The following is a 21,595-nucleotide window of genomic DNA, read 5'->3' as shown; positions in this document are numbered from 1 at the left end:
CCCGGACCGATCGACCCGCCGGCCCGTCTGCTGATGGGGCCGGGGCCATCTCGGCGTATCCGAGCGTGCTACGCGCGATGGCGGCGCCGCTGGTCGGGCAGTACGACCCGTTCATGACGACGGCGATGGCCGAGACGCAAGAGCTGTATCGCGGCGTCTGGGGCACCCGCAACGACGCGACGCTCCTCGTCGACGGCACCTCGCGCGCGGGCATCGAGGCGGCGATCGTCTCGCTCGTGCGGCCCGGTGACCGTGTGCTCGTTCCCGTCTTCGGGAGGTTCGGTCACCTGCTCGCCGAGATCGCCGAACGGGCGCTCGCCGAGGTGCACACCATCGAGACCGAGTGGGGGCAGGTGTTCCCGGCATCCGTCGTCGAAGACGCCATCGTGCGGGTGCGCCCGACGCTGCTCGCCCTCGTGCAGGGCGACACGTCCACGACGATGAACCAGCCGCTCGACGAGATCGGTGCGATCTGCGAGCGGCACGGCGTGCTGTTCTACACCGACGCGACCGCGTCGCTCGGGGGCAATGCGTTCGAGGCGGATGCCTGGGGGCTCGACGCGGCGACGGCCGGTCTGCAGAAATGCCTCGGCGGGCCGAGCGGCTCGTCGCCGATCACCCTCTCGGAGCGCGCCGTCGAGGTGGTGCGGTCGCGGACGAAGATCGAGGCGGGGATTCGTGAACCGGGCGACGCCTCGGCGCCCGACTTCGTGCGGTCGAACTACTTCGACCTCGGCATGATCCTCGACTATTGGGGGCCGCGGCGGCTCAACCACCACACCGAGGCGACGTCGATGCTGTATGCGGCGCGCGAGTGCGCGCGCGTGCTCCTGCTGGAGGGACGCGACGCGGTCATCGACCGGCACCGGCTGGCAGGTGCTGCGATGCTCGCCGGTGTGCAGGCGCTCGGGCTCGCGGTGTTCGGCGACCTCGCCCACAAGATGAACAACGTCGTCGCCGTCGAGATCCCCGCGGGCGTGCCCGGCGACGCGGCGCGCGCGGCGATGCTGAGCGACTTCGGCATCGAGATCGGCACCTCGTTCGGCCCCCTGCACGGCCGCGTCTGGCGCATCGGGACGATGGGCTACAACGCGCGTCAGGACGCCGTGCTGACGACCCTCGCCGCTCTCGAGGCGGTGCTGCGCCGGTTCGGCGTCGCCGTGCCGGCCGGCGGGGGTGTCGAGGCGGCGCAGGGCGTCTACGCCGCGTCACCCGCGGGATCCCTCTCGTGGTGACGTCCCGCCCGTTGGTGCAGGCGACGCCGGGTGACATCGCCGCGGCGGCCCGCCGCGTGATGGCGCGCTGCGACGAACTGGCGCGCGTGAGCGCCGCCCCCGGGCGGATCGAACGCGTGTATCTCTCGCCCGAACACGCCCGCGTGAACCGCCTCGCCGCGGAATGGATGCGCGAGCTCGGCATGCGCACGTGGCAGGACGCCGCCGGCAACCAGGTGGGGCGCCTCGGGGCGGCGGAAAAGCCCGCGCTGCTGCTGGGCTCGCATCTGGACACCGTGCTCGATGCGGGGCGCTACGACGGCATCGTCGGGGTGCTGATGGCCCTGGAAGTCGTGCGGCTGCTGCGCGTGCCGACCGGCGACGGGTGGACGTGCGGCCTGCCGTTCGCTCTCGAGGTCGTCGCCTTCTCCGACGAAGAGGGCACGCGCTTCGGCAAAGCCCTGCTGGGCTCGTCCGCCGTCGCGGGATCGTGGGACGACGCGTGGTGGGCGCTGCAGGATGCCGATGGCGTGAGCCTGCGTCAGGCGTTTCTCGAGTTCGGGCTCGACCCCGGGCGCATCGACGAGGCCGCCCGGCGGCCGGGCGAGGTGGTCGGCTACCTCGAGGCGCACATCGAACAGGGGCCCGAGCTGGACCGGGCCGCCGAACCCCTCGCGGTGGTGTCGTCGATCGCGTCCGCGCGACGGTTCCAGGTCGTCGTCGAGGGCGAGGCGCGCCACGCCGGGGGCACGCCCTACGACATGCGCCACGATGCGCTGCTCGGGGCGAGTGAGGCGGCGCTCGCCGTGGAACGGCTGTGCTCCGCCGAGCATCACGTCATCGGCACGGTCGGCCGCTTCGAGGCCTTTCCCGGCGCCGTCAACGTGATTCCCGGCGAGGTGCGGTTCTCGCTCGATCTGCGCGGCGAATTCGACGGCGAGCGCGATCGGGTGTGGCTCGCGCTCGCCCGCGACCTCGACGAGATCATGGGCCGCCGGGGTCTGCGCTGGTCAGCCCGTGAAGTGCACTCCGCCCCCGCCGTGTTCTGCGCGCCGCTCCTGCAGGATGTCGTGGCCGCCGGCATCCGTTCGACATTGCCGCCGCGCTCCGAGGCGCCCCCGGTGATCTTCAGCCGCGCCGGGCACGACGGCATGGCCCTCGGCGCGATCACCGACGTCGGCATGCTCTTTCTGCGCAACCCCGGCGGAATCAGCCATCACCCCGACGAAGGGGTCTCGACCGGGGACGTCGCGCACGGCATCCGCGCGCTCGCCGAGTCGGTGCTGCAGATCGCGGCCGAGCCCCGCTGAGCGCTGCGCGCGCCGCTCGTGCGGCGCCGTACGGCGCGGGATCACGGGCCGCGCCGTCGCCGGATGGGATACTCGCGGCAACGCGCGCGACGCGCACCCGACAGAAGGACCCCCGTGAGCACCGTCACCTACGAACCGATCGTCCGTTTCTCGTCGAACACCGTGGCCCAGATCCACGTCGGCGGCGAGATCGACGAGGTCTTCGCCTCGACCGAGGAGGGACTGCGCGACCGCATCGTCGAGTCGATCCGCCGGCTCGCGGCGTCGGTCGGCGAGCCCGTGACGGCGATTGTCGTCGACGGCGAGACCCGCTGGCCGCTGATCGTCGAGCCCGATGGCACCTACCTCGAGGCCGCCGTGCTGGCCACGGGTGCCGGTGGTGAGGCGGATGCCGACTCTCGGACGGATGCCGCGCCCAGCGAACTCGCCGCACCCGCCGCACCGCTGCCCGCGGAATCCATCGGCGACGGTCTGGTGCGGCTCGCTGCGCCTGCTGCGCCCGGTGCGCCGGTCGTGCCCGCTGCATCTGCCGCCGCGCCCGCTGCGCCGGTCGTGCCCGCTGCGCCCGCCGCAGCTGCCGCAGCTGGCGCCTCTGCCTCCGCTGCGCCCGCTGCATCTGCCGCCGCTGCCGCCGCTGCCGCCGCTCCCGCCGCTCCCGCCGCTGCCGCCGCTGCCGCCGCTGCCGCCGCAGCGGGGGCAGCGATGGCCGCGCCGACCTCCGGCCCCGTCCCCACCGCCGGTCCGCTGCGCAGCGACCACTCCCGCAGCGACCACGCGCGGCGCGAGAGCGCCCCGCGCGACCCGGCGGGTTCTCGCGAGGGGCGCAGCGCCCCGACGGTCGAGGACCTGCTCAACTCCCGCACCGACCGGGTCAAGCCGCGCGCGACCGAGGGGTGGCGGGGCGCCGTGCGGCGCGCCACCGGCGGCGCCATCTCGCCGCGCCCCGGCAAGGCCGAGCAGTCGCGCCTCGACCGCGAGCGCGTCGTGCAGCGGCGGCTCGACGCTCCGCGCACGATCGTCGTGCTCAACCCCAAGGGCGGTGCCCACAAGACCACGTCGACCCTGCTGCTGGCGGCGACCTTCGGCACGCAGCGCGGCGGCGCGACCCTCGCCTGGGACAACAACGAGACCCGCGGCACCCTCGGCTGGCGGGCGCAGAACGCCCCGCACCACCGCACCGCCGTCGACCTGCTCGACGACCTCGACCGCTTCACGACGCCCGATCAGGCGAGTCTGGCCGCCCTCGACACCTACGTGCGCACGCAGGTCGACGCCCGCTTCGACGTGCTCGCGTCCGACGAGGATGCGGCGGCATCCTCCACCATCGACGCCGCCGCGTTCGACCGCCTGCATGGCGTGCTCTCGCGCTACTACCGGCTGCTGATCGTCGACACCGGCAACAACATGCGGGCGTCGAACTGGGTGGCATCCGTCGCCGCGGCCGACCAGCTCGTCATCGTCTCGACGGTGCGCGAAGACACCGCCGCGAGCGCCGCATGGCTGCTCGACGGTCTGCGCGAAAAGGGCTTCGACAGCAAGATCGACGAGGCCGTGACGATCCTCGCGGCGCCGTCGGCCCGACCGGATCGCAAGCTCGCCGACCGCCTCGAGCACCACTTTGCGCAGGTCACCTCGACCGTCGTGCACGTCCCGTTCGACGCCGCGCTCGTCGACGGCGGCCCCATCGACTTCGACGCCCTCTCGCCCGAGACCCGCGACGCGTGGCTCACCGCCGCCGCCGCGATCGCCGAGCGCCTCTGACCCGTCGCGCCCGTCGCGCCCGCGCCCGTCGGGTCGCGCCCGCCGCCCGCCGCCGCGCCGCCGCGGCGGTGGTGCCCGGCTTCATCCGGCGCGAATCGCGGTTGTCGGGCCGGATAGCCGTTGTGTGTGACGGATGAAATCTGGATGCCGCCCGTCATCCGGCGCGAATCGCGACGATCGGGCCCGGTGGCGGTGTTTTGTGACGGATGCAGCGGTCGTCGCACCCGCGCGCGCCGCGCCGTCGCGCCGTCGCGTCCGCGCCCGCGCCCGTCGTGTCGTGCCCGCCGCCCGCCGCCGCGGCCGTGGTGCACGGCTTCATCCGGCGCGAATCCCGGTTGTCGGGCCGGATAGCCGTTGTGTGTGACGGATGAAATCTGGATGCCGCCCGTCATCCGGCGCGAATCGCGACGATCGGGCCCGGTGGCCGTGTTTTGCGACGGATGACGCGGCCGTCGCGCCCGCCGCACCCATCGCGCCCGCCGCACCCATCGCGCCCGCCGCACCCATCGCGCCCGCCGCACCCATCGCGCCCGCCGCGCCCGCCGCACCCATCGCGCCCGCCGCGCCGTCGCGCCCGCGCCCGCCGCACCCGTCACGGCCGGCGCGGCCTCAGGTGCGCAGCACGACGTTCTCGGGTTCCTCGCCCGCGAGCAGGTGCGCGATCTGGCGGCGCACGAGCGCCGCGATGCGCGGATGCATTGCGCTGGATGCCCCGCCGACGTGCGGTGAGATCAGCACGCCGGGAAGACCCCACAGGGGGTGGCCCGGCGGCAGGGGCTCGGGCTCGGTGACGTCGAGGGCGGCACGGAGACGTCCGGTCGCGACGTGCCGCACGAGGGCGTCGGTGTCGATGAGCGAGCCGCGGCCGACGTTGACGACGAGTGCGTCGTCGGGCAGCGCCGCCAGCTCCGCCTCGCCGATGAGGTGCCGCGTCGCGTCGCCGCCGGGGAGCGTCAGGATCACGATGTCGGCCGTCGGCAGCAGCTGCGGCAGTTCGGCGATGCCGTGCACCCGCACGCCGTCTTCGTCGCGCGCGTGCGACGCGACCGGTACGAGGTCGACCTCGAACGGGGCGAGCCGTGCGGCGACGGCCTTGCCGACGCCGCCGTAGCCGAGCAGCAGCACGCGACGGTCGGCCAGGCTCTGCGTGAACACCGACGCCCAGCGCCCCTCGTGCGTGTCGGCCGCGAAGGCGTCGAGGCGACGCTGCACCGCGAGGGTGAGGGCGACGGCCAGCTCGGCCGTCGAGGTCTCGTGCACGGTCGCCGCGTTGGCGAAGACGGTGCCGGCCGGCAGCAGTTCGGCGACGCCTTCGTAGCCGATCGACTGTCCCTGCACGAGGCGCGTCTGCACCCCCGCGAGCGCGGGCAGGGCGCGATGCATCGTCAGATACGGCGGCACGACGAGGTCGATGCGCGCCCGGGGCGGGGGCTCGTCGGCCGCCATCGGCCACACGATCACCTCCACGTCGCCGGGGGAGCCGGGCAGGGGCTCCAGGGACCGGGCGAGTTCGGGGCGCGGGACGGAGACGACGAGGGTCACCCTTCGACGCTACCCCGGTGGCGGCGCCCCGGGCACGGTAGCCTCGGCGGTAGGAGGCGAGATGATGCCCGAGATCAACTACTGGGCCGTGCTGCTGTCGACCGTCGCGAGCATGATCGTCGGCTCGATCTGGTACACGCCCAAGGTGTTCGGAAACCGCTGGATGACGCTGGCGAAGGTGACCCCCGCCGGCACGAACATCGGCGCGTGGCTGCCGCTGGTCGTCTCGGTCGTGCTGTCGTTCCTGCTGGCCTGGGTGCTCGCGGGCGCCGTGACGATCGCGTGGCACTTCTACGGCGGATCGTACGTCTCGTCGTCGATCGTGACGGCGTTCACACTGTGGGCGGGCTTCACCGCCGGTCGCATCATCGTGCACGACATCTTCGAGGGCCGGCCCTCGAACCTGACCGTGCTCACCATCGCGCACGAGCTCGTGACCGTGCTCGCGATGGCGGTCGTCATCGGCGTGTGGCCGCCCGCCGGCACCGTCTGACGCGGCGATGGATGCCGTCAGGCCGCGGCGCCGACGACGGCGGCGACGGCCGACGTGAAGAACGCGAGGCCGTCGGTGCCGGAGCGCATCGCGGCGGGGGTGCCGGGCCCGAAGCCGGGCTCGACGGCGTGCTCGGGGTGCGGCATGAGTCCGACGACGTTGCCGCGCTCGTTGGTCAGTCCCGCGATGTCGTCTAGCGATCCGTTCGGGTTGACGCCGAGGTAGCGGAACGCGACGAGACCCTCGCCCTCGATGCGCTCGAGGTCGGATGCCGAGCAGATGTACCCGCCGTCGGCGTTCTTCAGCGGGATGGTGATCTCCTGCCCGACCTCGTACTGCGAGGTCCACGCCGTCGAGGCGTTCTCGACGCGCAGGCGCTGGTCGCGGCGGATGAACTGCTGGTGGGCGTTGCGGATGAGCCCGCCCGGCAGCAGGTGCGCCTCGACGAGCATCTGAAAGCCGTTGCAGATGCCCAGGACCGGCATGCCGCGGCCGGCGGCATCCTTCACCTCGGTCATGATCGGGGCGAGGGCGGCGATCGCTCCCGCGCGCAGGTAGTCGCCGTAGCTGAAGCCTCCGGGCAGGACGAGCGCGTCGACGCCGTCGAGGTCGTGCGAACCGTGCCACAGCGCGACCGGCTCGGCGCCGGCCAGGCGGATCGCGCGACGCGCGTCGCCGTCGTCGAGCGAACCGGGGAAGGTGATGACCCCGATGCGGACGGTCACTCCACGACCTCGATGCCCACGACGTCCTCGATCACCGAGTTCGAGAGCACCTCGTCGGCGAGCGTGCGCGCCTGCGCGAGCAGCGCGTCGTCGACGGTGCCGTCGACGGTCAGCTCGAAGCGCTTGCCGATGCGCACGTCCGAGAACCCCTCGATGCCCAGGCGCCCGAGGGCGCCGGCGACGGCCTTCCCTTGCGGGTCGAGCAGCTCGGCCTTGGGCATGACGTCGACGACGATGGTGGGCATTCGAGCTCCAGGTTCACGCGGGTCGGTTTCGCCCCCATCCTACCGGCGCGACGGCGCTGCCCTCGGCCGTCGGCGCGCGAGACCGCATCCGTGCACCGAGACTGCAGCGGGAGCGTGCAGTCTCGGTGCACCACTGCAGTCTCGCGGGAAGTGGGGTGGGGCGGGGCGGGGTGGGGAGTGGGGACGCGGGGCGACGCGGGGCGGGGGCGGGGGATGCCGGGCGCCACGGATGCCGGGGGCGACGGATGCCGGGGGCCACGGATGCGGCGGCCGCGAAGCCCGGACCGCCGGCCCGAACCGTCTGTTACGGAACCGTGACCGAATCTGTGGGAGCGCTCCCTTGCGCTCGTGGGAGCGCTCCCGTAACGTGACCAGCGTCCGGTGAGAGCGCTCCCACAGCTCGGTCGACGTGACCGCGCGAAAGCACGAGGGAAAGCGGCCCACGCACTTACACACCACAAAGGAGTGACCGTGAACACACGTGCACTGCGACGCGTCGGCCTGGTGGCCGCCGTCGCGACCACCTCCGCGATCGTGCTCGCCGGCTGCGGCGGCAGCGGCGGCAGCGGAGACGCCTCGACCGACCCCGACGCGAAGATCACCCTGACCCTCGCGACGTTCAACGACTTCGGCTACACCGACGAGCTCCTCAAGGAGTACACCGACGCGCACCCGAACGTCACGATCGTGCACAACAAGGCGGCGACCTCCAACGACGCGCGGGCCAACTACTTCCAGAAGCTCGGCAAGACCGGCCTCGCCGACGTCGAGGCGATCGAGGTCGACTGGCTGCCCGAGGTCATGAAGTACTCCGACCTGCTCGCACCGGTCTCGCCCGACCTGAAGAGCCGCTGGCTCGACTGGAAGACCGAAGCCGCCACGGATGCCGACGGCAACCTCATCGGCTACGGCACCGACATCGGCCCCGAGGCGATCTGCTACCGCGCCGACCTGTTCGAGGCGGCGGGCCTGCCCACCGACCCGGCCGAGGTCGCGACCCTGCTCAAGGGTGACTGGGCCACCTACTTCACGGTCGGCCAGCAGTACACCGACGCGACCGGCAAGGCGTTCTTCGACTCGGCCGGCGGCACCTACCAGGGCATGATCAACCAGGTCGAGGCGGCCTACGAGGACCCGAGCACCGGCAAGATCGTCGCGACGACGAACTCCGACGTCGAGGACATCTACAACCAGGTGCTCGACGCCAGCGCGACGCAGTCGGCGCACCTCGGCCAGTGGTCCGACGACTGGTTCGCCGGGCTGTCCAACGGCGCGTTCGCGACGATGCTCTGCCCGGGCTGGATGCTCGGCGTCATCTCCGGCAACGCCGAGGGTGTCGACGGCTGGCGCATCGCTGACGTCTTCCCCGGTGGCGGCGGCAACTGGGGCGGCTCGTACCTGACGGTGCCCGCAAACGGCGAGAACGTCGCGGCCGCGCAGGAGCTCGCCGACTGGCTGACCAGCCCCGAGACCCAGATCAAGGCCTTCGAGAACGCGGGCACCTTCCCGAGCCAGACCGAGGCGCTGACCAACGACACGCTGCTGGCCAGCACCAATGACTTCTTCGACGGTGCGAAGGTCGGCGAGATCTTCTCGAACCGCGCCAACGCGGTGACGGTCGCTCCGTTCAAGGGCGAGTTCTACTTCCAGGTCAACGACGCGATGCAGCAGGCGCTGACCCGTGTCGAGGACGGAACGCAGGACAAGGCCGCGTCGTGGGCCCAGTGGGTCTCCGAGGTCGAGGCCATCGGCTGATCCGGCTCGACGCGCGGTCGATGCGTTTCGTCTCGTCGCTGCGCGGCTCGCTCAACGACCGGGGGTTCTCGGTCGTTGAGCGAGCGCGGCGGGGTCGCGGTCGTTGAGCGGGCGCAGCGAGACGAAACGCCCGCGACGGGCACGAACGGCAAGAACACGAACGGCACGAAGGAGAGAAATGAGCACCGCCACGATCAAGGCGCAGCGCAGAATCGGGTTCGGCAGCAGGCTGAGCGCGTGGGATCTGAAGATCTCGCCCTACCTCTACATCTCGCCGTTCTTCGTCCTGTTCATCATCGTCGGGCTGTTCCCGATCGCATACACCGCGATCATCTCGTTCATGGACTGGGATCTCGTGCGCGGGACGGGCCAGTTCATCGGGTTCGGTCAGTACGAGTGGATCCTCGCCAACCCGAAGTTCTGGATCGCGCTGCGCAACACGTTCAGCATCTTCCTGCTCTCCAGCGTCCCGCAGCTGATCGTCGCGGTCTTCATCGCGGCGATGCTCGACCAGAACATCCGCGCCAAGACCTTCTGGCGCATGGGCGTGCTGCTGCCCTACGTCATGGCCCCGGTCGCGGTCGCCCTCATCTTCTCGAACATGTTCGGCGACCAGTACGGCATCGTGAACACGGGGCTCGGCGCGATCGGCATCGATGCGGTCAAATGGCACTCCAACGCCTTCGCCAGCCACATCGCGATCGCGACGATGGTGAACTTCCGCTGGACCGGGTACAACACCCTCATCCTCCTCGCCGCGATGCAGGCGATTCCACGCGACTACTACGAGGCGGCGACGGTCGACGGCGCCGGCAAGATGCGCCAGTTCTTCTCCATCACGCTGCCGAGCCTGCGCCCCACCCTCATCTTCGTCATCGTCACCTCGACGATCGGCGGACTGCAGATCTTCGACGAGCCGCGCATGTACGACCAGTACGGCACCGGCGGCGCCAACTCGCAGTGGCTGACGATCACGCTCTGGCTGTACAACATCGGCTGGGGCGAATGGAACTTCGGCCGCGCGGCGGCGCTCGCGTGGATCCTCTTCCTCATCATCCTCATCATCGGCGTCATCAACCTGTTCGTCACGCGCTCGCTCGTGCGCGACGAGGGCGGTCGCTCGCCCCTGACGCGTGCGCAGGTGCGCGCGGCGCGGCGCGCGGCCAAGGCGCAGGTGGCGGCGTCCCGCCGCCAGGCGGCGCACGCGATGGATGCCGCCCCGACGCAGGAGGTGTCGCGATGACCACCGCAGCCACGACCCCCGAAACCGCGGCGAGCGCCGCGCGCGAGGATGCCGGCATCCCGCGTCGGAACAGGCGCCCGCGTTACATCCGCGGCACGCGCCCCGGCTGGTTCGTCTACGGCTGCCTCGGCGTCGTGCTGCTGGCGAGCATCTTCCCGTTCTACTGGTCGCTGCTGATCGGGTCGGGCACCTCGTACACGATCCGCGACCCGCACATGTCGTGGATCCCCGGCGGCAACTTCTTCAGCAACGCCGCGAAGGTGATCGGCGACCCGGCGGTGAACTTCTGGGTGGCCCTGGGCAACTCGATCATCAGCTCGGGGCTGATCGCGCTGTCGGTCGTCTTCTTCTCGACGCTGGCCGGCTGGGCGTTCGCGAAGCTGCGGTTCCGCGGGTCGAGCGTGCTGCTCGTGTTCGTCATCGCGACGATGGCCGTGCCGATGCAGCTGGGCGTCGTGCCGCTGTACATCCTGTTCAGCGAGATCGGCTGGACCGGCAACCTCGGCGCCATCATCGTCCCCGCCCTCGTGAGCGCCTTCGGCGTGTTCTGGATGACGCAGTACATCCGCCAGGCCGTGCCCGACGAGCTCATCGAGGCGGCGCGGGTCGACGGAGCGAGCGCGTTCCGCACGTTCCTCACGGTCGGCGTGCCGGCCGCGCGGCCCGCGGCGGCGATGCTCGGGCTGTTCACGTTCGTGTCGGCGTGGAACAACTTCTTCTGGCCGTTCATCGTGCTCGACCGGCAGAACCCGACCCTGCCGGTGGCACTGTCGCTGCTGCAGTCGAACTACTTCGTCGACTACTCGATCGTGCTGGCGGGCGTGCTGCTGTCGACGATCCCGCTCATCATCCTGTTCATCTTCGCGGGGCGGCAGCTCGTGAGCGGCATCATGCAGGGCGCGGTGAAGGGCTGAGGCCGCGCACCGGGATCAGAAATCCAGATCAGAAGGACCACCCCATGACGTCTGCGTCCCCGCGCTCCCGCGCCTTCCCCGCCGACTTCGTCTTCGGCGCCGCCACGGCGGCGTACCAGATCGAGGGCGCCGCGTTCGAAGACGGGCGCACGGCATCGATCTGGGATGCCTTCGCCCGCGTGCCCGGCGCCGTCATCGACGCCGACAACGGCGACGTCGCCTGCGACCACTACCACCGCTACCGCGGCGACGTGGCGCTCATGAAGGAGCTCGGGCTCGACACGTACCGGTTCTCGGTGTCGTGGGCGCGGGTGCGCCCCGACGGCGGGGCGGTCAACCAGGCGGGCCTCGACTTCTACCGGCGTCTCGTCGACGAGCTGCGGGATGCCGGCATCGCGCCCTGGCTGACGCTGTACCACTGGGATCTGCCGCAGGCGCTCGAAGACCGCGGCGGCTGGACGGTGCGCTCCACGAGCGAGAGGTTCGCGGAGTACGCGCTGTCGGTGCACGACGCGCTCGGCGACCGGGTGCACACCTGGACGACGCTCAACGAACCGTGGTGCTCGTCGTTTCTCAGCTACACCGCCGGCATCCACGCGCCGGGGCGTTACAGCGTCACCGACGGCGTGCTCGCGGCGCACCACCTGCTGCTCGGGCACGGGCTCGCCGTGCAGCAGCTGCGCGCGCGCGACGCGAGCCTGAACCTCGGGCTCACGCTGAACCTCACCGTCGCCGACCCCGTCGACGGCTCGGCCGCCGCCGACGTCGATGCGGCGCGGCGCATCGACGGCCAGTTCAACCGGTGGTTCCTCGACCCGGTGTTCCGCGGGTCGTATCCCCCGGATGTCGTCGCCGACATCCGGGCCGTCGACCCGGCGGCGATCGATGCGCTGGATGCCGCCGTCCTCCCCGGCGACCTCGACACCATCGCGACGCCCCTCGGCACCCTCGGCGTGAACTACTACCACGGCGATTACGTCAGCGGCTCCCCCGACCCGACGCCCCCGCCTCCGGGCGACGCTCCGACCGGCCGGCGGGCGGCCTCGCCGTTCCCGTCGCACGCCGGCATCCACTGGCACGAGCGGAAGCTGCCGCGCACCGACATGCACTGGGAGGTGCAGCCCGAGGGGCTCACCCGGCTGCTGCAACGGGTGTGGGCCGACTACGCGCAGCCGGCCGGCACGGTGCTGTACGTCACCGAGAACGGCGCGGCGTACGACGACGAGGTGACGACCGACGCCGGGGGCGCGCAGCGCGTGCACGACGCCGCGCGCGCGGAGTTCCTGCGGGCGCACCTCGGGGCGATCCTCGACGCGCGGGATGCCGGCGTCGACGTGCGCGGCTACTTCTCCTGGTCGCTGCTCGACAACTTCGAGTGGGCGTGGGGGTACGCGAAGCGGTTCGGCATCGTGCGCGTCGACTACGACACCCAGGTGCGCACGCTGAAAGACAGCGCGCTGGAGTATCGTCGGGTCATCGCCGACAGGGCGATCGATGTTGCCGCGGTGCCTGCGGCATCCCTCGTGGGGAGAGAGAGCCCGTGACCATCGAGACGCCGCGTGCGGCCCCGACCATCGAGCAGGTCGCGGCGGTGGCGGGGGTGTCGCGGTCGACGGTGTCGCGCGTCGTCAACGGGTCGACCGCCGTCAGTCCGGCGGCGCTCGCGGCCGTGCGCGACGCGATCGCGGCGCTCAACTACGTGCCCAACCGGGCCGCCCGCTCGCTCGCGAGCCGCGCCACGATGGCGATCGCGCTCGTCGTGCCCGAAGACACGACGCGCTTTTTCGGCGACCCGTTCTTCGCGTCGATCGTGTCGGGCATCAACGCGCGGCTGAGCCGGTCGGACTACGTGCTCAACCTCATCATCGCCAGCGACCACCCGCGCGACAAGACGACGGCATACATGCGCAGCGGCGCCGTCGACGGCGCGATCGTCGTCTCGCACCACACGAGCGACACCTTCATCGAGCGCATCGCCCAGGCGGTGCCGGTGGTCTACGGCGGGCGCCCCGTGCGCGAGCGCGAGGGCGACTACTACGTCGACGTCGACAATGTCGCGGGCGGCCGGGCGGCCACGCAGTACCTGCTCGACAAGGGTCACCGGCGCATCGCGACCGTCGCGGGGCCTTTCTCGATGCCGGCCGGCATCGACCGGCTTGCCGGGTTCCGCGCCGCGCTCGCCGCGGCGGGGCTCGAGCCGGTCGGTGTCGAAGACGGCGATTTCACGGTCGCGGGGGGAGCCGCGGCGATGCAGCGGCTGCTCGACGCCGTCGGCGCCGACGGATTCGACGCGCTGTTCGTCGCGAGCGACCTCATGGCCCGCGGCGTGCTGGCGACCCTGGGGCGGGTGGGCGCGCGGGTGCCCGACGACGTCGCAGTCATCGGCTTCGACGACTCGCCGGTCGCCGTCACCGGCAGCCCGCTGCTGACCACCGTGCGGCAGCCCTCGCACGACCAGGGCGAGCAGATGGCCGATGTGCTGCTCGCGCTGCTCGCCGGCGGCACTCCGCCGCACGTGACGATGCTCCCCACCGCACTGATCGTCCGCGACTCGGCCTGACGCGGCGGCCGCCGCTGCCCGCCCGCCGCTGCCTGCCCGCCCGCGTCGCGCGCGCCCGCCCTGCCGACCGCCCGCCCTGCCGACCGCGAAACCTCACAAATGTACGCAGATTCTCGCTTTTGGGCTCAGAAACGGGACATTTGTGAGGTTTCGCGGGGGTGGGGGGTGCGGGGGTCAGGCGTCGGGGTCGCCGCCGAGCTGGCCGATGGGCACGATGGGGCCGCCGTCGTCGGCGCCGGTGCGGCGCCAGCGGGCGATTGCGTTGCCGCCGTGGTAGATCACGAGGGCTGCGAGGGTGCCGAGGATGATGCCGCTGAACGAGAGCTGCCCGAGGTCCATCGTGAAGTTCGCGATCGCGACGACGAACGACACCGCGACCGTGAACTGGTTGACCGGGCGCGAGAAGTCGACGTGGTTGTCGACCCAGATCTTCATGCCGATGACGCCGATGAGGCCGTACAGCGCCGTCGTCACGCCGCCGATGACCCCGCCCGGGATCGTGAACAGCAGTGCGCCCACCTTCGGTGAGAAGGCGAGCAGCACCGCGATCGACCCCGCGACCCAGTACGCCGCCGTCGAGTAGACGCGGGTCGCGGCCATGACGCCGATGTTCTCGCCGTACGTCGTCGTGCCTGAGCCGCCGAACGCGCCGGCGATGGTCGTCGCGAGGCCGTCGGCGACGAGGGCGCGGCCGGTGTGGCGGTTGATGCCGGCATCCCCCGTCATCGTCGCGACACCCCGCACGTGGCCGACGTTCTCGGCGATGAGCACGAGGACGACCGGCAGGAACATCGGCAGAACGCCCCACGCGGCGGGGTCGCCGAAGGCGGGCAGGTGGAAGGCGGGCAGCCCGATCCAGTCGGCATCGTTGACCGAGGTGAAATCGACCTGCCCGGTGAAGACGGCGACGAGGTAGCCGACGACGACGCCGAGGAAGATCGAGATGCGGCCGAGGAATCCACGGAACAGCACGGCGAACAGCACGCATGCCGCAAGCGTGATGGATGCCAGAACCGGCTGCGCTTGGAAGTTGTTCCACGCCGCGGGCGCGAGGTTCAGCCCGATCAATGCCACAATCGCACCAGATACCACCGGCGGCATGAGCTTCTCGATCCAGCCCGTTCCGGTGGCCTGGACGAGGAAGCCGACGCCTGCCAGCAGCACGCCGGCGACGAAGACGCCGACGAGCGCCTGGCTGATCTGCTCTCCGGTCTGAAGCGCGTTGCCGCCGTTCAGCGCCGTGATCGGGGCGATGAACGCGAACGACGAGCCGAGATAGCTGGGCAGCTTGTTGCGGGTCAGCGCGAGGAACAGCAGCGTCCCGAGACCCGAGAACAGCAGCGTCGTCGAGACGGGGAAGCCGGTCAGCAGCGGCACGAGGAACGTCGCGCCGAACATCGCGACGACGTGCTGCGCGCCGATCGCGATGGTGGCGGGCCAGCCCAGGCGCTCGCCGGGGGTGACGACGGCGCCGGGGGCGACGGTGCGGCCGTCGCCGTGCAGGGTCCAGACGGGCATGCGGTACTCCTTGGCGGAAAGGTCGGGTGGATGCCTGGCGCCAGGCTAGCTGAGTGAACGCTGTGAGCCGGGACGCGCGCCGTCGGATGCGGCATCCGCCATACCCGGCTCGGAACTGCCCGAGTTATGCGCCGGCCGTCGAACCCGCCGGGTGCGCACGACCCGGCCGCTTACGAACGGTGCGCAACCGGCAGGGTCGACAAGATGGGGCGGGTTCGACGGCGTAGCGGGGCGACGAAGCGGCACGGACGCGGAACGCGGCGGCGCCCGCGAGACCCTACGCCGTCAGCTTCTCGAGCAGCTCGCGGTACTTCCCCGCCGTCCGCGTGACGATGTCGGCGGGCAGCTCGGGCGGGGTGCCCGTCTTGTCCCAGTTGGCCGCGAGCCAGTCGCGCACGATCTGCTTGTCGAAGCTCGCCATGCGCTCGGCGGGAGTCGTGCCGGCCGCCCACGCGGCGCCGTCCCAGTACCGCGACGAGTCGCTCGTGAGCACTTCGTCGGCGAGGGTCAGCACGCCGTGGGCGTCGACGCCGAACTCGAACTTGGTGTCGGCGAGGATCAGCCCCCGCGCCCGCGCGGTCGCGGCGGCGCGGCGGTAGATCTCCAGGGACGTGTCGCGCAGCTCGGCTGCCCGCTCCGCACCGACGAGCTCCTCGGCGCGGGCGAACGAGATGTTCTCGTCGTGCTCGCCCAGCGGCGCCTTGTATGCGGGGGTGAAGATCGGTTCGGGGAGACGGTCGCCATCGCTCAGCCCTGCCGGCAGGGGGATGCTGCACACCGTCTGCGCGGTGCGGTACTCGGCCCAGCCCGAGCCGGTGAGGTAGCCGCGCACGACGCACTCGATCGGCAGCATGTCGAGCTCGCGCACGATCATCGCGCGGCCCGTGACCGCGGCCGGAACATCCCCACCGGTCAGGTGGTTCGCAATCGCCCGGCCGCCGTCGGCGCCGGCCAGCCGGCCGAACCACCACAGGCTGAGGGTCGTCAGCAGCTCGCCCTTGCCCGGGATGCCGGGGCTCAGCACGTGGTCGAACGCACTGACCCGGTCGCTCGCGACGACGAGCATGCGGTCGCCCTGGCCGTCCGCGGGGCGATACAGGTCGCGCACCTTCCCGGAGTACACGTGGGTCCAGCCGGGCAGGTCGAGGGCATCCGTCACCGGTCCATTATCGCGGGTGCCTCCCCGGATGCGGGAGCGATGCGCGAGGCGACGCCCGCCGACCCTCGGCATCCATAGCAAACAGATAGCGGATGCCGAGGAGTCACCGAACTGGCCGGAGGTACAGTGCTCGTATGATCCCCGAACCAGACCAGACCCCCGCCGGCCCCGCCTACGAGGGGCGCACGCTGCCGCGTCCCGACGAAGAGGTCGTCGACCAGGGCGCCGCGTTCGACCTCGGCACCCTGCTGAGCCGTCGCCGCATCCTCGGTCTTGTCGGCATCGGCGCCGGTACGGCGGCGCTGGCCGCGTGCTCTGCCGTGTCGAACGCCGCATCGACGGCGACCGCGACCGCGACCGCGACCTCCACGCCCACGCCCACGCCGACCGCGACGGCGACCTCCGAGACGCTTCCCGCCGGCGAGATTCCCGACGAGACGGCCGGCCCGTACCCGGGTGACGGGTCGAACGGCCCCGACGTGCTGGAGCAGTCGGGCATCGTGCGCAGCGACATCCGCACCAACGTCGACGGCGGCACCGCTGTCGACGGCGTGCCGCTCGAGTTCACGCTGCGCATCACCGACATGGCGAACGGCGACGTCCCGTTCGAGGGGGTCGCCGTGTACGCCTGGCACTGCACGGCGCAGGGCGAGTACTCGATGTATTCCACGGGTCTGGAAAACGACACCTTCCTGCGCGGTGTGCAGGTCGCCGACGCCGACGGCCAGGTCACGTTCACCTCGATCGTTCCCGGATGCTACTCCGGCCGCTGGCCGCATATCCACTTCGAGGTGTATCCCTCGGTCAGTGACATCACCGACTCGGGCAACGCGATCGCCACGTCGCAGATCGCCTTCCCCGAGAGCGTGCTCACGGAGGTCTACCAGCAGGCGGCGTACAGCGGATCGGCGGGCAACCTGTCGCAGATCACCCTCGCCACCGACAACGTGTTCGGCAATGACGGCGGTGTGCTGCAGCTGGCGACCGTGACCGGCAGTGTCGCGGCCGGCTACCAGGCCACTCTCGTGGCCCGGGTCGACACCGCGACGGCGCCGACGGGCGGGAGCGCGCCCGGGCGGTGACCGCGGTGACAACGCTCCGCAGAAGCGATATAGTCCACATGGACTAGTCGAAGCGGAGTAATCGGATGTCGGATGCCGTCGCCCGCCTGACGCCCCTGAGCGTCATGGTGCTCGCGCTGCTGCGCGAAGACGACATGCATCCGTACGAGATGATCCGGCTCATGCGTGAGCGGCACGACGACCGCATCGTGCCGCTCACGAACGGCACGGTGTATCACACCGTCGCGCGGCTGCAGCGGTGCGGCCTCATCGCCGAGGTCGGCACCGACCGCGAGGGCAACCGTCCCGAGCGCACGACCTACGCCCTGACGGATGCCGGGCGCACCTCCCTGCCCGACTGGGTGCGCCGTGAGCTTGCGCGCCTCGACCACCCGACCGAGTTCCGCGTCGCGCTCGCCGCCGCGCACGACCTCGACCGCGCCGAGGTGATCGCGCTGCTGACGGCGCGCGCCGAAGCGCTCGACGCCTCGCGCGAACTGCACCGCGCGGGCCACGCCAAGGCGCTCGCGAAGGGCGTGCCCGAGCAGTACATCATCGAGGTCGAGCGGCAGGCGTTGCTGCTCGACGCCGATCTGACCTGGGTGCGGGGCATGATCGAGCGCCTCGCCGACCCCGATTTCTCGTGGGGGCCGTCGCCCTGCGGCCCCACCGACCGCTACCTCGCACAGAGAGAAGCCGCACGGACATGACCGATCCCACGCCGCACCACGATCCCGCCGCCGCGCAGCCCGCGGCATCCGTCGCCACCGGTTACCGCGCCGAATCCGGCACGCTCGGCACCACCGCGACCGGGTCGGTCAAGACTCCGCGCAGCCCGTGGCCCGCCCTGTGGGCGATGGTCATCGGGTTCTTCATGATCCTCGTCGATACGACGATCGTCTCGGTCGCGAACCCCGCGATCAAGGCGGCGCTCGACCCCGACACCAACAACCTCGACAACGTCGTGTGGGTCACCTCGGCCTACCTGCTGGCCTACGCCGTTCCGCTGCTCATCACGGGGCGCCTCGGCGACCGCTTCGGCCCGAAGAACATCTACCTCATCGGCCTCGCCGTCTTCACCCTCGGATCGCTCGGCTGCGGCCTGTCGGGTTCGCTGGCGATGCTCGTCGCCTTCCGCGCCGTGCAGGGCGTGGGCGCCTCGATGATGACACCGCAGACGATGGCCGTCATCACGCGCACGTTCCCGCCGCAGCGCCGCGGGGCGGCGATGGGCCTGTGGGGCGCCACCTCGGGCGTCGCGATGCTCGTCGGCCCGCTCGCGGGGGGTCTGCTCGTCGACGGCTTCGGTTGGGAGTGGATCTTCTTCATCAACCTGCCGGTCGGCGTCATCGGTTTCGTGATGGCCTGGATTCTCGTGCCCAAGCTCGAGACCCACCAGCACCGCTTCGACATCGTCGGGGTCTTCCTCAGCGCGGTCGCCCTGTTCCTCATCGTGTTCGGTCTGCAGGAGGGCGAGCACTACGACTGGGCCGGGTGGGTCTGGGCGATGATCGTGGGCGGAGTGGTCGTCATGGGCCTGTTCATCTGGCAGCAGGCGAAGACCCGCAGCGAGCCGCTGGTCCCGCTCGATCTGTTCCGCGATCGCAACTTCTCGGTCGCGAACCTCGGGATCACGACGGTCGGGTTCACCGTGACGGCCATGTCGCTGCCGATGATGTTCTACTACCAGCTGGCGCGCGGACTCACTCCGACCGAATCGGCGCTGCTGCTCATCCCCATGGCCGTGCTCGCCGGCGTGCTCGCGCCCTTCGCGGGCCGCCTCCTCGACCGCGTCGACCCGCGCTTCCTGCTCGTGCCGGGCCTACTGCTGACGGCGATCTCGCTGTTCTGGTACGCGGCGCTGATGAACCCCGACACGGAGATCTGGATGTTCCTGCTGCCGTCGGCGCTCATGGGCATCGGCCAGTCGGGCATGTGGGGGCCGCTGGCCACCACGGCGACCCGCAACCTCGCGCCGCGCCAGGCCGGTGCCGGCTCGGGCATCTACAACACGACCCGCACCATCGGCTCGGTGCTCGGGTCGGCCGCCATCGCCGCGTTCATGCAGGGGCGGCTGGAGGCGAACCTGCCCGGAGCCGCGGATGCCGGCGGCGACTTCGGCTCGGGCCAGCTGCCCGACGTCGTCGTCGCGGGGTTCTCCGACGCCATGGCGCAGTCGGTGCTCCTGCCGGCCGCCGTCATGCTCGTCGGCGTCGTCGTGGTGCCGTTCCTGCGCCGGCCCGAGCACCTCGCCGCGCGCCGCTGACGCGGCTCCGGGGTGTTGCGGCTCGGGGGATGTTGCGGCTCGCGGATGTTGCGGCTCGGCTCGCGGGATGCCGCGGCTCCCGGCTCGCGGCATCCCCGTTCATCCGTCACAAACCGCGCCCACACAGTCCGATAGTCGTCGTTCGTGACGGATGAGGGCGCCGCAGGCGGGGCCGCGTCGCTCGTTGATCCGTCACAAACCGCGGTGAAGCGGCCCGGTGGCCGTTGTTTGTGACGGATGAGGGTGGCGGGCGGGGACCGCCGCTCGCTGATCCGTCACAAATCGCGTCCACATGGTCCGGTAGCCGTCATTCGTGACGGATGAGCCGGCGCGTCGCTCGTTGATCCGTCACAGAACGCGTCCAAACGGGCCGGTCGCCGTCGTTCGTGACGGATGAGCCGACGCGCCGTTCGTTCATCTGTCGCAGAACGCGTCCAAACGGGCCGGTCGCCGTGGTTTGCGCCGGATGAAGGCGCGGGCGGCGACGTCGCGCGGGCGGCTAGGCGACGCGCGCGGCGATGTCGGTGCGGAAGTGCGCGCCCTCGAGCCCGATCATGCCGATCGCGGCATATGCACGTTCGCGCGTCTGCGCGAACGTGTCGCCGGTGGCGACGACGCACAGCACCCGGCCTCCCGTCGCGACGAGCGCTCCGCCGTCGACGCGGGCGGTGGCGGCGTGCGCGAGGTGGACGCCCGGGACGGATGCCGCGGCATCCGTCCCCGTGATCGTCCGCCCCGTGACGGGCTGCTCGGGGTAGCCCTCGCTGGCGAGCACGACCGTGATCGCGGCGGTGTCGGCGAAGACCGGATCGGGTTCGTCCTCGAGGTGCCCGGCCGCGGCCGACATGAGCAGCCGCGACAGCGGGCTCGTCAGACGGGCGAGCACGACCTGGGTCTCGGGGTCGCCGAAACGGGCATTGAACTCGATGACCTTGACGCCGTCGTCGGTGAGGATGAGCCCGGCGTAGAGCAGCCCGATGAAGGGCGTGCCCTCGGCATCCAGCTGCCGGATCACCGGCTCGGCGACGGTGCGGGTGACCTCGGCGACGAACTCGGCCTCGCTGCCGAAGCGGTCGTTCAGCCAGGGCAGCGGCGAGTAGGCGCCCATGCCGCCGGTGTTCGGGCCGGCGTCGCCGTCGTACGCGCGCTTGAAGTCCTGCGCGGGGCTCAGCGCGCGCACGGCGTCGCCGTCGCTGACGAAGAACAGCGACACCTCGGGGCCAGCCAGGAACTCCTCGACGAGCACCGCGCCCGAGGCGAGGTACGCGTCGGCATGGGCGAGGGCGGCGGCGCGGTCGCCCGTGACGATGACGCCCTTGCCCGCGGCGAGGCCGTCGGCCTTCACGACGTGCGGCGCGCCGTAGGCGTCGAGCGCGGTCTCGACCTCGGCGCGGGTGGTCGCACGGGTGGCGCGGCCGGTCGGGACGCCGGCGGCGTCCATCACGCGCTTGGCGAAGGCCTTCGAGCCCTCCAGCTGGGCGGCGGCCCGGCCGGGGCCGAACACCGGGATGCCCCGCTCGCGCAGCGCGTCGGCGACGCCCGCGACGAGCGGCGCCTCGGGGCCGACGATGACGAGGTCGATGTGCTCGTCGTTCGCGAATGCCGTGACCTGCGCCGGGCTGTTCGGGTCGAGGTCCGCCGCGATCGTCGCGTCGGCGGCGATGCCGGCGTTGCCGGGGGCGGCGAACAGCTCGTGACCGGCATCCTCTCCCTTCAGCGCGAGGAGGATGGCGTGCTCGCGGGCACCGGAACCGAGGACGAGAATGCGCACCCGGCCAGCCTACCCGCGGCGCCGTGGCCGCTTTCTGGGCGCATGACTCAGGCAGATT

18 protein-coding genes are annotated in these 21,595 nt (G+C 71.5%); 12 read left to right on the top strand and 6 right to left on the bottom strand.

Going from position 1 to position 21,595, the window contains the following annotated elements; all coding sequences use genetic code 11:
* Positions 1-77: 77 nt before the first annotated feature.
* From QM720_RS05250 to QM720_RS05240, 3 genes are all read left to right on the top strand, one after another.
* Positions 78-1,235, top strand: a complete 1,158-nt coding sequence (locus QM720_RS05250; protein ID WP_415125098.1) for a pyridoxal-phosphate-dependent aminotransferase family protein — start codon at positions 78-80, stop codon at positions 1,233-1,235.
* Positions 1,232-2,524 carry an allantoate amidohydrolase gene (locus QM720_RS05245; protein ID WP_415127819.1) on the top strand — a complete coding sequence of 431 codons (1,293 nt, stop codon included), beginning with the start codon at positions 1,232-1,234 and terminating at the stop codon, positions 2,522-2,524. The genes QM720_RS05250 and QM720_RS05245 overlap by 4 nt, the downstream gene beginning before the upstream one ends.
* 114 nt (positions 2,525-2,638) lie before the next feature.
* On the top strand, positions 2,639-4,285 hold the full coding sequence (locus QM720_RS05240; protein WP_415125097.1) for a MinD/ParA family ATP-binding protein: 1,647 nt from the start codon (positions 2,639-2,641) through the stop codon (positions 4,283-4,285).
* A 609-nt stretch (positions 4,286-4,894) separates the two neighbouring features.
* Here the strand turns inward: QM720_RS05240 and QM720_RS05235 are convergent.
* Positions 4,895-5,827: a 2-hydroxyacid dehydrogenase gene (locus QM720_RS05235; RefSeq protein WP_415125096.1), complete on the bottom strand. Its 933-nt coding sequence runs from the start codon at positions 5,825-5,827 to the stop codon at positions 4,895-4,897.
* Between the two features lie 61 nt (positions 5,828-5,888).
* Here QM720_RS05235 and QM720_RS05230 point away from each other — a divergent pair, with 61 nt between their 5' ends.
* A complete protein-coding gene (locus QM720_RS05230; RefSeq protein ID WP_415125095.1) occupies positions 5,889-6,320 on the top strand; it encodes a DUF1761 domain-containing protein in 432 nt (143 codons plus the stop codon).
* Positions 6,321-6,337: 17 nt separating this feature from the next.
* On the opposite strand, the gene purQ is transcribed toward QM720_RS05230, so the two are convergent.
* Positions 6,338-7,045 (bottom strand): phosphoribosylformylglycinamidine synthase subunit PurQ, encoded by a 708-nt coding sequence (gene purQ / locus QM720_RS05225; protein ID WP_415125094.1) that lies wholly within the window; start codon positions 7,043-7,045, stop codon positions 6,338-6,340.
* A complete protein-coding gene (purS, locus tag QM720_RS05220) occupies positions 7,042-7,290 on the bottom strand; it encodes a phosphoribosylformylglycinamidine synthase subunit PurS (RefSeq protein ID WP_415125093.1) in 249 nt (82 codons plus the stop codon). Before purS ends, purQ begins: the two co-directional genes overlap by 4 nt.
* Positions 7,291-7,761: 471 nt before the next feature.
* On the opposite strand from purS, the gene QM720_RS05215 reads away from it, so the two are divergent.
* From QM720_RS05215 to QM720_RS05195, 5 genes are all read left to right on the top strand, one after another.
* Positions 7,762-9,045, top strand: a complete 1,284-nt coding sequence (locus QM720_RS05215; RefSeq protein ID WP_415125092.1) for an ABC transporter substrate-binding protein — start codon at positions 7,762-7,764, stop codon at positions 9,043-9,045.
* A gap of 178 nt (positions 9,046-9,223) precedes the next feature.
* Positions 9,224-10,288 carry a carbohydrate ABC transporter permease gene (locus tag QM720_RS05210; protein ID WP_415125091.1) on the top strand — a complete coding sequence of 355 codons (1,065 nt, stop codon included), beginning with the start codon at positions 9,224-9,226 and terminating at the stop codon, positions 10,286-10,288.
* Complete coding sequence (locus tag QM720_RS05205) at positions 10,285-11,202, top strand: carbohydrate ABC transporter permease (RefSeq protein ID WP_415125090.1); 918 nt, start codon at positions 10,285-10,287, stop codon at positions 11,200-11,202. The genes QM720_RS05210 and QM720_RS05205 overlap by 4 nt, the downstream gene beginning before the upstream one ends.
* 44 nt (positions 11,203-11,246) lie before the next feature.
* On the top strand, positions 11,247-12,746 hold the full coding sequence (locus QM720_RS05200; RefSeq protein WP_415125089.1) for a GH1 family beta-glucosidase: 1,500 nt from the start codon (positions 11,247-11,249) through the stop codon (positions 12,744-12,746).
* On the top strand, positions 12,743-13,762 hold the full coding sequence (locus QM720_RS05195) for a LacI family DNA-binding transcriptional regulator (protein ID WP_415125088.1): 1,020 nt from the start codon (positions 12,743-12,745) through the stop codon (positions 13,760-13,762). The genes QM720_RS05200 and QM720_RS05195 overlap by 4 nt, the downstream gene beginning before the upstream one ends.
* 174 nt (positions 13,763-13,936) lie before the next feature.
* On the opposite strand, the gene QM720_RS05190 is transcribed toward QM720_RS05195, so the two are convergent.
* Positions 13,937-15,280, bottom strand: coding sequence for a uracil-xanthine permease family protein (locus QM720_RS05190; protein ID WP_415125087.1), 1,344 nt, complete (start codon positions 15,278-15,280; stop codon positions 13,937-13,939).
* A gap of 277 nt (positions 15,281-15,557) precedes the next feature.
* Positions 15,558-16,439 carry a phosphoribosylaminoimidazolesuccinocarboxamide synthase gene (locus QM720_RS05185; RefSeq protein WP_415125086.1) on the bottom strand — a complete coding sequence of 294 codons (882 nt, stop codon included), beginning with the start codon at positions 16,437-16,439 and terminating at the stop codon, positions 15,558-15,560.
* Between the two features lie 134 nt (positions 16,440-16,573).
* Between QM720_RS05185 and QM720_RS05180 the strand changes: the two genes are divergently transcribed.
* The 3 genes from QM720_RS05180 to QM720_RS05170 all read left to right on the top strand — a co-directional run bounded on the left by QM720_RS05180 (position 16,574) and on the right by QM720_RS05170 (position 19,766).
* Entirely contained in the window at positions 16,574-17,521 is a 948-nt protein-coding gene (locus QM720_RS05180) for an intradiol ring-cleavage dioxygenase (protein ID WP_415125085.1), read from the top strand.
* A gap of 65 nt (positions 17,522-17,586) precedes the next feature.
* On the top strand, positions 17,587-18,210 hold the full coding sequence (locus QM720_RS05175) for a helix-turn-helix transcriptional regulator (protein WP_415125084.1): 624 nt from the start codon (positions 17,587-17,589) through the stop codon (positions 18,208-18,210).
* Positions 18,211-18,356: 146 nt separating this feature from the next.
* Entirely contained in the window at positions 18,357-19,766 is a 1,410-nt protein-coding gene (locus tag QM720_RS05170; protein ID WP_415127817.1) for a DHA2 family efflux MFS transporter permease subunit, read from the top strand.
* Between the two features lie 499 nt (positions 19,767-20,265).
* Here QM720_RS05170 and purD read toward each other — a convergent pair whose 3' ends face one another.
* Positions 20,266-21,537 (bottom strand): phosphoribosylamine--glycine ligase, encoded by a 1,272-nt coding sequence (gene purD / locus QM720_RS05165; protein WP_415125083.1) that lies wholly within the window; start codon positions 21,535-21,537, stop codon positions 20,266-20,268.
* Between the last annotated feature and the right edge of the window lie 58 nt (positions 21,538-21,595).

Origin of the sequence: Microbacterium sp., assembly GCF_047602155.1 — a bacterium.
In the GTDB taxonomy this organism is placed as follows: Bacteria; Actinomycetota; Actinomycetes; order Actinomycetales; family Microbacteriaceae; genus Microbacterium.
The sequence above is the reverse complement of the archived record's forward strand: the minus strand, read 5'-3'. Positions and strand labels throughout refer to the sequence as shown.